9 protein-coding genes and 2 pseudogenes are annotated in these 13,430 nt (G+C 69.2%); all 11 read left to right on the top strand.

The features are described from left to right. The first annotated feature begins 10 nt into the window (after positions 1-10). Positions 11-997 carry a 1,2-phenylacetyl-CoA epoxidase subunit PaaA gene (paaA, locus tag ABZ464_RS40990; RefSeq protein ID WP_359286817.1) on the top strand — a complete coding sequence of 329 codons (987 nt, stop codon included), beginning with the start codon at positions 11-13 and terminating at the stop codon, positions 995-997. Continuing rightward, positions 994-1,296 carry a 1,2-phenylacetyl-CoA epoxidase subunit PaaB gene (paaB, locus tag ABZ464_RS40985; RefSeq protein ID WP_359286814.1) on the top strand — a complete coding sequence of 101 codons (303 nt, stop codon included), beginning with the start codon at positions 994-996 and terminating at the stop codon, positions 1,294-1,296. Before paaA ends, paaB begins: the two co-directional genes overlap by 4 nt. A 10-nt stretch (positions 1,297-1,306) precedes the next feature. Continuing rightward, complete coding sequence (gene paaC, locus ABZ464_RS40980) at positions 1,307-2,140, top strand: 1,2-phenylacetyl-CoA epoxidase subunit PaaC (protein WP_359286811.1); 834 nt, start codon at positions 1,307-1,309, stop codon at positions 2,138-2,140. Continuing rightward, entirely contained in the window at positions 2,134-2,649 is a 516-nt protein-coding gene (gene paaD, locus ABZ464_RS40975; protein ID WP_359286809.1) for a 1,2-phenylacetyl-CoA epoxidase subunit PaaD, read from the top strand. Before paaC ends, paaD begins: the two co-directional genes overlap by 7 nt. After that, a complete protein-coding gene (paaE, locus tag ABZ464_RS40970; protein WP_359286806.1) occupies positions 2,649-3,767 on the top strand; it encodes a 1,2-phenylacetyl-CoA epoxidase subunit PaaE in 1,119 nt (372 codons plus the stop codon). Before paaD ends, paaE begins: the two co-directional genes overlap by 1 nt. Before the next feature lie 7 nt (positions 3,768-3,774). Then, positions 3,775-4,101 (top strand): annotated as a pseudogene (locus ABZ464_RS40965) (enoyl-CoA hydratase/isomerase family protein); the annotation flags it as partial. Positions 4,102-4,249: 148 nt separating this feature from the next. Beyond that, positions 4,250-4,639 (top strand): annotated as a pseudogene (locus ABZ464_RS40960) (transposase); the annotation flags it as partial. Between the two features lie 55 nt (positions 4,640-4,694). After that, positions 4,695-6,974, top strand: a complete 2,280-nt coding sequence (locus ABZ464_RS40955) for a LuxR C-terminal-related transcriptional regulator (RefSeq protein ID WP_359286803.1) — start codon at positions 4,695-4,697, stop codon at positions 6,972-6,974. A gap of 486 nt (positions 6,975-7,460) precedes the next feature. Continuing rightward, positions 7,461-9,377 carry a pectinesterase family protein gene (locus tag ABZ464_RS40950; RefSeq protein ID WP_359286801.1) on the top strand — a complete coding sequence of 639 codons (1,917 nt, stop codon included), beginning with the start codon at positions 7,461-7,463 and terminating at the stop codon, positions 9,375-9,377. A 383-nt stretch (positions 9,378-9,760) separates the two neighbouring features. After that, positions 9,761-10,566, top strand: a protein-coding gene (locus ABZ464_RS40945; protein WP_359286975.1) for an IS5 family transposase whose coding sequence is annotated in 2 segments (ribosomal slippage) — positions 9,761-10,091 and positions 10,091-10,566 — 807 coding nt in all. Because the reading frame shifts where the segments join, the coding sequence is not laid out codon by codon here. A 1,380-nt stretch (positions 10,567-11,946) separates the two neighbouring features. Next, the coding region (locus tag ABZ464_RS40940; protein ID WP_359286799.1) for a helix-turn-helix domain-containing protein at positions 11,947-13,430 on the top strand (1,484 nt) is incomplete at its 3' end.

Below are 13,430 nucleotides of genomic sequence, written 5' to 3'. Positions count from 1 at the left end.
GGTGGCAAGGATGGTTGCGACACACGACGAGTCGTCGTCGGAGGGCTGCGCGGGGCCGGCGCTCCAGGAGCACTTCGACGCGACGATCGCCCGTGACCAGCGGATCGAGCCGCGGGACTGGATGCCGGACGGCTACCGCAAGACGCTGATCCGGCAGATCGCGCAGCACGCGCACTCGGAGATCATCGGCATGCAGCCGGAGGGCGATTGGATCACGCGCGCTCCGTCGCTGCGCCGCAAGGCGATCCTCTTCGCGAAGGTCCAGGACGAGGCGGGGCACGGACTCTACCTGTACTCGGCCGCCGAGACCCTGGGCGCCGACCGCGCGGACCTCACCGAGCGGCTCATCGAGGGCCGCCAGAAGTACTCGTCGATCTTCAATTACCCGACGCCGAGCTTCGCCGACGTCGGCGTGATCGGCTGGTTCGTGGACGGCGCGGCGATCTGCAACCAGGTGCCGCTGTGCCGGTCCTCGTACGGGCCCTACGCCCGCGCGATGGTGCGGATCTGCAAGGAGGAGTCCTTCCACCAGCGCCAGGGCTACGAGCTGCTGATGACGATGATGCGTGGCACCGAGGGCCAGCGGCGGATGGTGCAGGACGCCGTCGACCGCTGGTGGTGGCCCTCGCTGATGATGTTCGGCCCGCCGGACGGCGACTCGCCCAACTCGGCCGCCTCCATGGCCTGGAAGATCAAGCGGCACAGCAACGACGAACTGCGCCAGCGCTTCGTCGACATGACCGTCCCGCAGGCGGAGAAGCTCGGGGTCACGCTGCCCGACCCCGAGCTGCGCTGGAACGAGGAGCGGGGCCACCACGACTTCGGCACCCCCGACTGGGACGAGCTCCAGCGCGTGATCACCGGCGACGGGCCGTGCAACGCCGAGCGCGTCGAGCGGCGCCGGACGGCCCACGAGGAGGGCGCGTGGGTGCGTGAGGCGGCGACCGCCCACGCGGCCAAGCAGAGCAAGCGAGTTAGGGAAGGTGCCGCGGCATGAGCGATAACCAGGAAGCCAAGCGGGACTGGCCGCTTTACGAGGTGTTCGTGCGCGGCAAGCGTGGGCTCAACCACGTGCACGTGGGCTCGCTGCACGCGGCCGACGACCGCATGGCCCTCACCCACGCCCGTGACCTGTACACCCGGCGCAACGAGGGCGTGAGCATCTGGGCGGTGCGCTCGGAGTACATCGCCGCGTCCACCCACGACGAGAAGGACCCCTTCTTCGCGCCCAGCGCCGACAAGGTGTATCGGCACCCCACGTTCTATGACATCCCCGACGACGTCCCCCACATCTGAGGAGCAGGGCATGAGCGACGACCACGTCTACCTGTCCCTGGCGGAGGGACACGACGACGGCAGCGACGCCCGCTGGGCGTTCGGCACCGGCTTCGAGGACCCGCTGCACGGCGTGGACAGCGCCGTCCCCGAGGGCGTGGACGCGGCGGAACTGGCCGCGACCTGTCTGGCGCTCGGCGACGACGCCCTGGTCTCGGCCCAGCGGCTGGCCGAGTGGACCACCCGGGCTCCCGAGCTGGAGGAGGAGGTGGCGCTGGCCAACATCGGCCTCGACCTCCTCGGCCAGGCGCGTCTGCTGTACGCCCGCTCGGGCCACGCCGACGGCACGGGCCGCGGCGAGGACGCGTACGCCTACTTCCGGGACCCCGCGGACTTCCGCAACGTACGTCTGGCCGAACTCCCGAGCGGTGACTTCGCGTTCTGCGTCGCACGGCTGCTGGTGCTCTCCGCGTGGCGGCTCGCACACTTCGAGCGGCTGACCGCCGGTGGCGACCCGGTGCTGGCGGCGATCGCGGCGAAGGGCGTCAAGGAGCTGACCTATCACCGCCAGTACGCCGCCGAGTGGGTCGTCCGGCTCGGCGACGGCACCGACGAGTCGCACCGCCGTATGCAGGCCGCTCTGGACCAAGTCGCCCCCTACCTGGGCGAGTTGTTCCTCGCTCACGACGTCCGCGACGAGGTCGTGGCGGTACTGGCGCAGGTCACCGAGGCAGCCGGACTGTCCGTGCCCGGGCAGCGGCCGCTGCCCGGATCCGGCCGCGACGGCGACCGTACCGAGCACCTCGCGCCGCTGCTGGCCGAGCTGCAGAGCGTGGCCCGTGCCCACCCGGAGGCGACATGGTGACCACCCTGACGGACGCCCGGCACGCCCGGCACATCGCCGAGCAGGTGCCGGACCCCGAGCTGCCCATGCTCACCCTGGCCGACCTCGGGGTGCTGCGCGACGTGTCCGTGGCCACGGACGGGACGGTCGTCGCGAGCCTCACCCCGACGTACTCCGGCTGCCCTGCCATGGCCGAGATGCGCGCCCACGTGGCCGCGCGCCTCACGGCCGCCGGCTACCGGCAGGTCCAGGTGCGCACGGTCCTCGACCCGCCCTGGACCACGGACTGGATCACTCCGGACGGACGCCGCAAGCTCGCCGAGCACGGCATCGCGGCCCCCGGGCCGGCAACGCGGTCGGCGTCGGGCCCGGTGCCGCTGACGCTGTCGGCCACCCGACGGACCGTGCCGTGTCCGCTCTGCGGCTCCGCGGACACGGAGGAGACCTCCCGCTTCGGCGCCACGTCCTGCAAGGCTCTGTGGCGTTGCCGCAGCTGCCGCGAACCCTTCGAGTACGTCAAGGAGATCTGATGGAGGACCTGTTGGCCCCCGGCACCGCCGCCCCGGTCGCGGCGCGGCGCACCCGCCGGCGCCCGGCCTTCCACCCGCTGCGTGTGACCGCGGTGGAACGGCTCTGCGAGGACGCGGTCGCCGTCAGCTTCGCCATCCCCGCCGAGCTGGCCGAGGAGTTCGCCTTCGCGCCCGGCCAGTCGCTCACCCTGCGACGCGCGGTCGACGGCCAGGACGAGCGACGCTCCTACTCGATCTGCTCCCCGGTGGGCTTCCGGCCGCGCATCGGCGTGCGCGAGGTGCCCGGCGGCCTGTTCTCCTCATGGCTGGTCCACGAGGTGCGCCCCGGCGATTTCGTCGAGGTGATGGCTCCGACCGGCGCCTTCACCCCCGACCTGGAAACACCCGGCCACCACGTCCTGATCGCCGCGGGTTCCGGTATCACACCGATGCTGTCCATCGCCGAGTCGGTCCTCGCGGCCGACGACCGCTCCCGGGTCACCCTGTTCTACGGCAACCGCCGCACCGACTCGGTCATGTTCGCCGACGAACTTGCCGACCTGAAGGACCTCCACCCCACCCGCTTCCAGCTCGGCCACGTCCTGTCCCGCGAACCCCGCGAGGCCGAGGTGCTCTCCGGCCGCCTGGACGCCGACCGGCTCTCCGCGCTCATCGCCGCGCTGGTCGACGTCACGACCGCGGACCACTGGTGGCTGTGCGGCCCGCACGGTATGGTCCGCGACGCCCAGCAGGTCCTGGCCGGTCTCGGCGTACCCGACGACCGGATCCACCGGGAGCTGTTCTTCGCGGACGACGCCCCCGTCTGCGAGACACGGCACGAGGACGCGGTCGCCGACGGTCCGGTCAGCCAGGTCACCATCACTCTCGACGGCCGGTCCACCACCGCCGCCCTGCCGCGCGCCGGCTCGGTCCTGGACGGCGCCCAGAAGACTCGCCCCGACCTGCCCTTCGCCTGCAAGGGCGGGGTCTGCGGCACCTGCCGTGCCCTGGTCACCGAAGGTGAGGCCGACATGCGCCGCAACTTCGCCCTCGAACCCGCCGAGGTCGACGCCGGCTACGTGCTGACCTGCCAGACATTCCCCGTCTCCGAGACGCTGAGCGTCGACTTCGACAGCTGAGGAACCCATGTCCGTCCAACTCGAAGTCGCCGAGGGCATCGGTACGATCCGGCTGGACCGGCCCCCGATGAACGCCCTCGACACCGGCACCCAGGACCGGCTGCGCGAATTCGCCGCGGAGGCGACCGAGCGCGACGACGTGCGGGCCGTGATCATCTAGGGCGGTGAGAAGGTGTTCGCGGCAGGCGCGGACATCAAGGAGATGGAGCGCATGGACCACACGGCCATGGTCAAGCGCTCGCGTGTGCTCCAGGACTCGTTCACGGCCGTCGCCCGCATACCCATACCGGTCGTCGCCGCGCTCACCGGCTACGCGCTCGGCGGAGGCTGCGAGCCCTGAGGCCGCGACGGAGCCTCTGGGACCACCCGCTGGAACAGCTTCCACAACTCATCCGGCACCAGCCGCTCAACGATCGAACCACGACCGACAGCCTGGCGATCCAAATGAGATGACGTCTCAGCTTAGTTAAGAGCGCTTCGTGGAATTCGCCGACGCCTGGGGCGGGAACTATCCGGCGATCGTCCGACTCTGGGAAGCGGCCTGGGCGGAGTTCGTGCCCTTCCTCCAATTCGACGTGGAGATCCGCAAAATCGTCTGCACCACGAACGCGATCGAGAGTATCAACGCGCGGATCCGCAAGGCCGTCCGGGCCCGGGGGCACTTCCCCACCGACCAGGCCGCCCTCAAGTGTGTCTACCTGGCCGTCATGAGCCTGGATCCGACCGGCACCGGACGCAAACGCTGGACCATGCACTGGAAGGCCGCACTCCAAGCCTTCGACATCACCTTCGACGGCCGGCTCACAGCCGGACGCCACCGAAGAAAACCGACCGAGTTCCACCGTTCGCTACACAAAACCTCGCTTATGTGATGGTATGTGTCCTTGGTGGGCAGTTCTTGAACAAAATGTGGTACTGAGGTGAGCGTTGACCAATGTAACGTCCTCGCGAGCGGGAAACCTGCCTGCCGCGTTCACGAGTTTCATCGGTCGGCAGCCCGAGATCGCCAGGACCGGCAGCCTGTTGCAGACGGAGCGGCTGTTGACGCTCACCGGGCCGGGCGGGGTGGGCAAGACGCGGCTGGCCTTGGAAGCGGCCGGCGAGGCGGCGAAGTACTTTCCTGACGGTGTGTGGCTGGTCGAGTTGGCCCAGGTGCACGACCCGGCGGCGGTGGCGGGGGCAGTCGCGACCGCGCTGGGGGTGCCTGACACAGGTGCCCGGCCTGCCGTGGAGCAGCTCGCGGGCTATCTGGCGGAGCGGCGTGCGCTGATCTTGCTGGACAACTGCGAGCACCTGGCCCGGGCGTGCGCCGAAGTGACGAAGGCGCTGCTGTCGGCCGCCCCCGGGCTGCGCATCCTGGCGACGAGCCGTCATGCGCTGGACATCACGGGCGCGCATGTACTCACGGTCCCGCCGCTCTGTCCGGAGGAGGCGGTCGGCTTGCTGCGGGACCGGGCCACCGCTGTCCAGCCCGGGTTCCAGGTGATCGAGGCGAACCGGGAACGGGTCCGTCAGCTGTGTGCCGATCTGGACGGACTGCCGCTGGCGATCGAGCTCGCCGCGTCCCGGTTGCGCGCCCTCACCGTCGATCAGTTGGCGGACCGGCTTGGGGACCGGTTCGCGTTGCTCACCAGCCGCGGTTCGACCGCGTTGCCGCACCAGCGCACGCTGCGCGGGACGATCGACTGGAGCTACGAGCTGTGCTCCCCAGCCGAGCGGCTGCTGTGGAACAGGCTGTCCGTCTTCGTCGGAAGCTTCGCACTGGACGCCGTGGAGAGTGTCTGCGTGGGGGATGGTGTCGCGGAGCGCGAGGTGCTGGACCTGCTGGACCAGCTGGTCGCTCAGTCCGTCGTCCTGACCACGGAGACCGAGGGCCTGCCGCGCTACCGGCTTCTGGAGAGCATCCGGCAGTACGGACGGGAACGTCTCGTGGAGTCCGGCGAAGAGGAAACGGTGCTGCTGCGGCACCGTGACTTCTTCCTTGCCCTCGCCCAGCGGGGCTACGACGGCTGGTACGGCCCCGGCCAGGTGCGGGAACTGGCCCGGCTGCGCGTGGACCACCCCAATCTGCTGGCGGCCTTGAACCACGACGGTGACACCCGGGCCAGGCTTGTGCTCGTCGCGGTGCTGGCATTGCACTGGTGCGTCGGCGGATTCCTCACGGAAGGGCGTCGCCAGATCGACCGGGCGCTGGCGGCGGCGCCCGAGCCCAGCCGGGAGCGGGGCCGTGCGCTGTGGGTTGCCGCCTGGGTGGGGCTGATGCAGGGTGACCTGGCGGCGGCCGACCGGTGGCTGGATGAGGCCGCGGCCCTGGGTGAGCAGTTGGGCGACTTGGCACTGAGTGCCCATGTGAGCGGCTTCCGGGGTATGGCTGCGTACTGTCGGGGCCAGACGGAGAAAAGCATCTCGTGGTACGAGGAGGCGTTGGCCGCGGCAACGGCGCTGGGTGATGGGCGTAAGGCGACCTCCTGGCTGCTCGCGCTGGCCTCCGCACAGGCTTACGCGGGGGACCCTCGCGCGGCGGAGACCGGCAGGCAGGTGATCGCCGCGTTCGAGGCGATCGGGGAGCGGTGGGGCCGCTCACATGTGCTGATGGCGCTCGGTCACGATGCCTGGGCTCGCGGTGATCGGGAGGCGACCAAGGCCCTGGCCCGGTCCGCTCTGGAGAACATGCGCGGTTTCAACGACTACGCGATGGTCGCGTGGATGCTCGAACTCCTCGCCTGGGCGACCGCTTCCGGCCGTGACCACGGTCGGGCGGCCCGGCTGCTGGGCGCCGCGCGTGCCCTGTGCCGGGACGCCGGTACCAGCATCTCCGCGTTCGGCCCGCGGATGGAAGAATGGCACATGCGATGTGAGGAAGCGGTAGTGGCCGCCCTGGGTCCGGCGGTCTATGCGCAGGCCTTCGCGGAGGGCGGCCTGCAGAACAGTCCGGGCCAGGCCATTGAGTACGCTTTGCTCCCCGCCGCGGAGTGGACGCCGCCGGCCGCCCTCGCCCGCTCGCTGACCCGCCGGGAGCGGGAGGTGGCCGAGCTGGTCGCCGAGGGCTTGAGCAATCGGCAGATCTCCTCGACGCTGGGTATGTCGCCGCGCACCGCCGACCGTCATGTTCAGAACATTCTGGGCAAGCTCGGATTCGGCTCTCGTGCCCGGATCGCGTCCTGGTGGTCAGTGAGCCAGGTACCTGACGGCCTGACAGGCCTGTAGAGCGGTACCGGCCGGTCCACCCCGCCCGCCACCCATGTAGCGGCAGCTGTCCATCCACGGAGTCCTGGCCCGCGTACCCATTGCCCGGGTCCGGATACCCAGTGCCTGGACCAGGGATACCCAGTTCCCGGGGACCGCACCTGCGCAGAAGCGCGTATAGCGCGCGTTTCTCCTATGCGGTGATTCTTGCGGTGCAGACCTCCGCCAGGACGGCCAGGACTCCGAGCCGGGCCCAAGCCGCCCGGCCGGGTACCGAGCCACTCCCGCCCGGCAGGTGTGCACCCTTCCGGACCCAGCGTCGCCGCTGTCCGAAGCCGCCTGCCGCACATGCGGCAGGCGGCGGCACGCGCGGGTCCCCGATCTCAGCAGCCCTAGCAACTGGAGACCAGCATGCCGCTCACCGATATCAGAGCGCTCTCAGAGGCAGGGGTGCCTCAGCCGCCGCCTCGCAGGCGCGGTGCCCGCGCCTTCACCGTCCGGTCGATCGTGACAGTGGTCGCGCTCTCGATCTTCGCGACTCTGCTGGGCCCGCTGGGCCTGCTTCAGCGCGCGAGCGCCGCGACCGGTGCGGACGTCACCTGGCGCATCAGCAGTGAGCCTGACGAGGCCAAGAACGACTACTCCGCGATGCTGAACGCGATCAGGGCGGCGGTCAGCGGCGGCTACGGAATCAAGGCCCAGACCCCCACCGGCGCGAACGGTCCTCAGGTCAGCCTGACCGACCCCAGCGGGACCAGCAGTTACATCACCGTCGACCTGCACGCCGAGAACAGATCCGAGTTCATCCGGCTGTTCATGCGCCGGTCCGACGCCTACATCATGGGATGGCGACAGGCCGTCGAGAGCGGTGGCGCGGGTGGCGCCGTGACGTGGGGTTCGTTCTTTCCGCTGGAGCCCGCTGCCCAGCCCGGGGGGAGTTCGCCGCTGCCGGGCGCCGACAGCACCAACACGAACACGCGCTTCTCGAGTCCCGCGAGCGGGCAGGCGATGTCGAGTTACACCGCCCTGGCGAATCAGGGAGCCGTACGCCTCGGCACACAGATCACCCCGGCCAGCATCAACAACGCCGTACTGACCCTTCAGAACGGTGACAATACCGCCGCCGGATTCGTCAGCCTCGCCGCGTCGTCGATTCTCCAGGTGATCGTGGCGGTCTCCGAAGGTACCCGGTTCCGGAACCAGGCGGCCGCGACCGCCGTGGCGTTCGGCAACGGTCAGCCGTTCACGATCACGTCGCAGTTCACGGACCAGCAGAACAACTGGGCCACGGGGAGCCGCGCGCTCGTGACCGCGCTCGTGGCGGGTGCCACCGTCCTCGCGGCCCCCTTCACGATGGGCGGCGTCACCTACGTGACCGTGGCTGCCCTCGCGCGCGTGATCATGTTGGCCTATGAGGAGGCGGGTGCGAGCACTTCCACCCGCAGGAAGCTCACCGCGGTCGATTTCAGCTCGCTGTACGTCGAGCCCGATCCCTTCGGTGACTATCCGACCATTCAGTCCGCGATCGACGCCGCCCCCTCGGACGGGGTTGCGCGCGAGATCGTTCTCGCGGCGGGCACCTACCCGGAGGTGATCGTCGTCGCGGCGAGCAAGAGCAACCTGTCCATCAGGGGGGAGACCGGAAACGCCGCTGACGTCGTCATCACCGCCGACCGGGCACACGGGATGATCGACCCCACCACCGGTCTGGTCTACGGCACGCAGGGCAGCGCCGTCGCCACCTTCAAGGCGCCCGGTATGACGATCTCGAAGGTCACGATCCAGAACACGTTCGACCCCGCACAGCACCCGGAGATCGACCAGTACTCCACCCAGGCCGTGGCGGTGGCCGCCATGGGAGACCGGCAGATCTTCAACCAGGACCGGATCATCGCCCGCCAGGACACGATCCTCGCCAAGGCCCCCGTGGCCACCGGCCAGTACCGGCAGTACTTCGTCGGCAATTACATCGAGGGAGCGATCGACTTCATCTTCGGCAACTCCACCGCGGTGTTCGACCGGAACAACATCGCATTGCGCAACTGGGTCGGTGGCACGGTGCTGGCGCCGAACACCGACCAGAGCCTGAAGTACGGCATCCTGATCACCGGCAGCCACATCTACACCAACGGCATACCGGCGAGCACGATGTACCTCGGCCGGCCCTGGCACAGCGCGACGACCGTCTCACCCCAGGCGGTGATCCGCGACACCGTGGTGGACTCGGGTATCACGTCCGCCCACCCGTGGACCGACATGGACACCACCTACTCCTGGACGCAGGCCCGGTTCTTCGAGTACAACAACTCCGGTGCCGGAGCGGGCGTCGGTGCGAACGCTCCGAAGTTGACGTCCACGCAGGCCGCCGACTACACCGCCCAGAAGTACCTGGCCGGTACGGACGGCTGGAACCCGGTCTCCTGACCGAGGTTCGACAGCGGTAGCACAGCCTGTTGGCAACCCCCTCCGCCGCCGCGCCGCGGCGTGCCACGGCGGGGCCGGGACGGCACGACCGTCCCGGCCCCGCCGTCGGCTACTCATCCTGGAGCGGAAGACGCCGGGGTATGTCTCGTGCGGTCCAGGGCCTCCTGGGAGATCTGGATCGACGGGTAGGGCCGACGGTGATCTGCTGGGCCATCTCGTGCGAATCGAGACCGGGGAGCCCGCTGTGAGTGGGACGGGCCAGTAGTTTCTACTGGCCGCCGACATTTGTGCCCCCCAATTGCCCAGCCAAGAGCAGGACTTAGAGGATGTCTCACGTGGTGATGGTGCGAGCTGCGGCATGATGTCTCTTCATGGGTGCCGATCTGTCGCAGCGGCTGGTTCCTGACGGCCTGTGGGAACTGGTCGCCCCGTTGCTGCCGTCGTTCAACTCCCGTCCGCAGGGCGGTGGGACCGCGCCGCTGGACGAGCGTGCAGTGTTCGCGGCGGTGGTGTACGTGCTGACCAGCGGGTGTGCCTGGCGGTATCTGCCGGAGACGTTCGGGGTGTCGCCTGCGACGGCACACCGGCGGTTCACCGCGTGGACCGAGGCGGGACTCTGGCGCCGACTGCACCGGGCGGTCCTGGACGAACTCGGCGCCCGGGGCGAGATCGACTGGACCTCGGCGATCGTGGACGCCGCGTCGGTGCGGGCGAAAAGGGGGGCTCGCTGACCGGGCCGAACCCGGTCGATCGAGGCAAGAGGGGCAGCAAGCTCCATGTGCTGTCCGAGGCCCAGGGCCTCCCGCTCGCCGTCGCCGTGTCCGGCGCGAACATGCACGACAGTCTCGCCCTCAAGCCGCTGATCCGCGGCATACCCGCCATCCGCTCCCGGCGCGGACCTCGTCGGCGCCGCCCGGTCAAACTCCGTGCCGACAAGGCGTACTTCTCCGCTCACCACCTCTCCTGGCTGCGTGAACGGGGACTTGTCCCGCGCATCGCCCGGCCGGGAATCGAGTCCGGCGAACGGCTCGGCCGGCACCGCTGGAAGATCGAGAGGTCGATCGCCTGGCTATTCGGCTACCGACGGCTCACCGTCCGGTACGAGCGAAAGGGCTCCCACTTCCTCGCCTTCCTCGGCCTGGCCGCCGCCCTGACCTGCTACAAGAAACTCGCGAAACTCGCCACGTGAGACATCCTCTTACATGAGTGCCACAAAGGGGCCTCGCGGACCCATGAACTCGTCGAGGTACCAAGATTTTCCAGTTCGGCGTTGGTGACGGCGAGCCGACCGAGGCTGTGCTGATGTCGGCGCCGAGGAATGCCAGTTCCGGTGGTGTACCGGATAGCGCGAGAGCGCCGGCTGCCGCGCGAGGCGGCGGGGCCTCTGCCACATGGCCCGACCACCGCGGGCCCCCTGGACGGCCCCTGAAACGCTCGGCAGGTCGGTTCTGGCCAGGAACCATCAATCCCGCGCCGTCACGCATCAGCCGTCCCGCCTCAAGGCATTTCCGCAGGACATGATCACGAAAGGCGATCGCCACCAGCAGCGAAGAATCTGCTGGTCAGCCCCCGCCCGTGGTAGCCGACCGCCGCCACTCAGTGCCTCTTCAGCGGCTCATCGGCCCCACCTCTCGCCGCGCCACCCCTCATCCGCAAGCCGAAAGCAGGCGACCTCACACCACCCCTGAACAGCGGCAACACGCTCAACAGCCTCAGAGGGCGCGGATTCGACCCGGATTCGACCCGACGGTCCAAGACTCCCAAACGAACAGTAGTTGACCTGCAGTGATGCCGATTCTTGCCGCTGTACCGAGCATCCTCCGGCAGAGGAGTTTCACAATTGAAACTAAGCGAACATTGTAGGGCGATTAACGCCACGTTGTGAGTCGTCGCACTCGCCGTCGCCGTATCCGGCTCCCCGAGCGCGAACCCAGTCGCCGCACCACGCGGCACTCGACCCTGGCGATCAGGGGTTGACAGAGCAAGGCTCTGACCAGCTCCTTTACAGAAGTCCTTCCGCCTGGCAGAAGCCGTCTTGCCCAGCCGATGCAAGCCTCACGACCCTGATTCCAACCACGGCACGCGGGGCGAGGACGTCCCGCCGACAGGGACGGGAACTGCCATGCCGCACATGACCGCTTTCGCCAGGAACCAGTGGTACAGCTAGCGCATCTTTCTGACCTGCGCTTATGTGGGGGCGATGAGGCTGTGACCTGCTAGGACGGGTTGCAGAGACGTTCGGAGGCAGTCAGAGAAAACCGCTCTGATTCGACCCCGGTTCGACCCGGATCGCTCGGAGGCAGTCAGAGGCATCAGCCCCTGAAACTGGCCTGTGAGGGACCCGAGTTGGCCGGTGTGGATCACGGGTGGGCGACTCTGGCGGGGCTCTGTTTCGATCTCGGTCGAGCTGCGATGGGGACGCCTGCCTCCGCTCGGGTCCGGTCGTACGAGGGCCTCCAGGACGGCCATCCTGGAGACCTTGCCGGCGCCGATGGAGGTCGGTTCCGGACGCCGCCCGTGGTTTTAGCGGGCCTGGACGGCGTCCACGTCTTTGCGAGACGACCCCACCGTGCCAGACAGCACCCATCACGCCCTCTCTCAACAAAACTCCACCGAATTCCGCGGCATTGTCGGCCACGCCCAACTGCCGTCGGCCGCAACCGATCTCATTCTGCTCGGCGACCTCACCGGCCGCTACGCCACCGGCAGTTACAGCCGACTCGGCTCCGACAAACGGACCGTGATCCTGCGCGGGGACCGCCAGGGCGCGGCCGAGCACGGACACCGGATCACCGCGGCCATCGCCTGCCACGTCGCCCGCGCAGGCGGCAGCATCCACCAGCTCACGCAGCTGCTGCTGCACCCCGACCACGAAGGCGGACGGCACACCCGGCTCATCGCGCTGCGCTCCGGGCAGGCGCGCGCCCTGGACTACATCCGCCGGGTCTGGACCAGCGCCTCGACCGCCGTCGGCACCACCTTGGCGCTGGGATCCCGTCATGACGCGTACGAGGTGCTCGCCGCGCTCCGGGACCGCATCGAGACCACGCCCTGGCGCGGGGAGCGGGGACGGACCGCGCTGCGGGTGCTGCGGGCACATCTGAACTTCGCCGAGATCGGTGGCGGACTCCTGCACCACGCCAGTGAGCGGCAGACCGCGGAGGAAGCCGGGATCTCCCGCACAACGCTGCGAGTCGTCTATGAGACGGTCCTGAAGCCGGGAGGCTGGCTTCGCCGCCTGCGCGTGGGCCATGGCCGGGAGAGCTCGACCTGGTACCTGGGCGACGGCAGCACCCCCGGTCACGGCGGCCCGCCTCTGCTGTCTCGTTTCCGGACCAATCAGTTCCCCCCCGACCCGGCACTTGAGGAATGGACCACCCCTGAGACGGCCACAACGGCCGACATCGACTCCACCGTCCTCGGCCGTCTCATGGGCCACGACGCCTTCGCCCACCACGGCCTCGGCAGCGCCGCCCTCATGCTCATCAGCGCCCTGAACCAACACCCCCACCAGAGCGTCAGCGAGCTCGTCGGTACCTCCTCGGTCTCCCGCGCCACCACCTACCGGACACTCAAACGCCTCGCCGACCACGGCCTCGTCCAGCACACCGGAGAGACCTGGGCCCTCGCGCCGCGTGCACTGGAAGGCTTCGGGATCAGCCTCCCCGACGTGGATACCGGCCTCGCCGCGGAGCCGGCGCAGGGCTGGGACAAGATCGCCGAGCAACACGGCACCTGGGGCATCGCGGCCCGGCGCAAGGCCCTGCACACGGCGGAGCGAAGGGCCTACCAGGAGGTACTGGACCGGTTTGCGGAGCATCGCAGCAGGGCTGTGGTGCTCGTCCGTGACGGCTGCCAGGTCCTGGTCCCAGCACCACGCCCCGACGAGATCCCGCCGACATTGCACACCCAGGACGGGCGCGTCCTCGACCCGGTCACGGGCCGCCCTGCCGACGGCTGGCGCATCGCCACCGACGGCCGACTGATCCTCATCACCCCATCCGACCAGCGCAGTTACGACGAGCTGGCCGCCGCCCATGCCGAAGCCCTCAG

This window comes from Streptomyces sp. NPDC005820, from assembly GCF_040630255.1.
In the GTDB taxonomy this organism is placed as follows: domain Bacteria; phylum Actinomycetota; class Actinomycetes; order Streptomycetales; family Streptomycetaceae; genus Streptomyces.
The sequence above is the reverse complement of the archived record's forward strand: the minus strand, read 5'-3'. Positions and strand labels throughout refer to the sequence as shown.

Bases quoted from the DNA above. Each gene is read 5' to 3' on its own strand.
- paaB (WP_359286814.1), top strand. From the start codon at position 994: ATGAGCGATAACCAGGAAGCCAAGCGGGACTGGCCGCTTTACGAGGTG.
- paaA (WP_359286817.1), top strand. From the start codon at position 11: ATGGTTGCGACACACGACGAGTCGTCGTCGGAGGGCTGCGCGGGGCCG.
- paaE (WP_359286806.1), top strand. From the start codon at position 2,649: ATGGAGGACCTGTTGGCCCCCGGCACCGCCGCCCCGGTCGCGGCGCGG.
- paaD (WP_359286809.1), top strand. From the start codon at position 2,134: ATGGTGACCACCCTGACGGACGCCCGGCACGCCCGGCACATCGCCGAG.
- paaC (WP_359286811.1), top strand. From the start codon at position 1,307: ATGAGCGACGACCACGTCTACCTGTCCCTGGCGGAGGGACACGACGAC.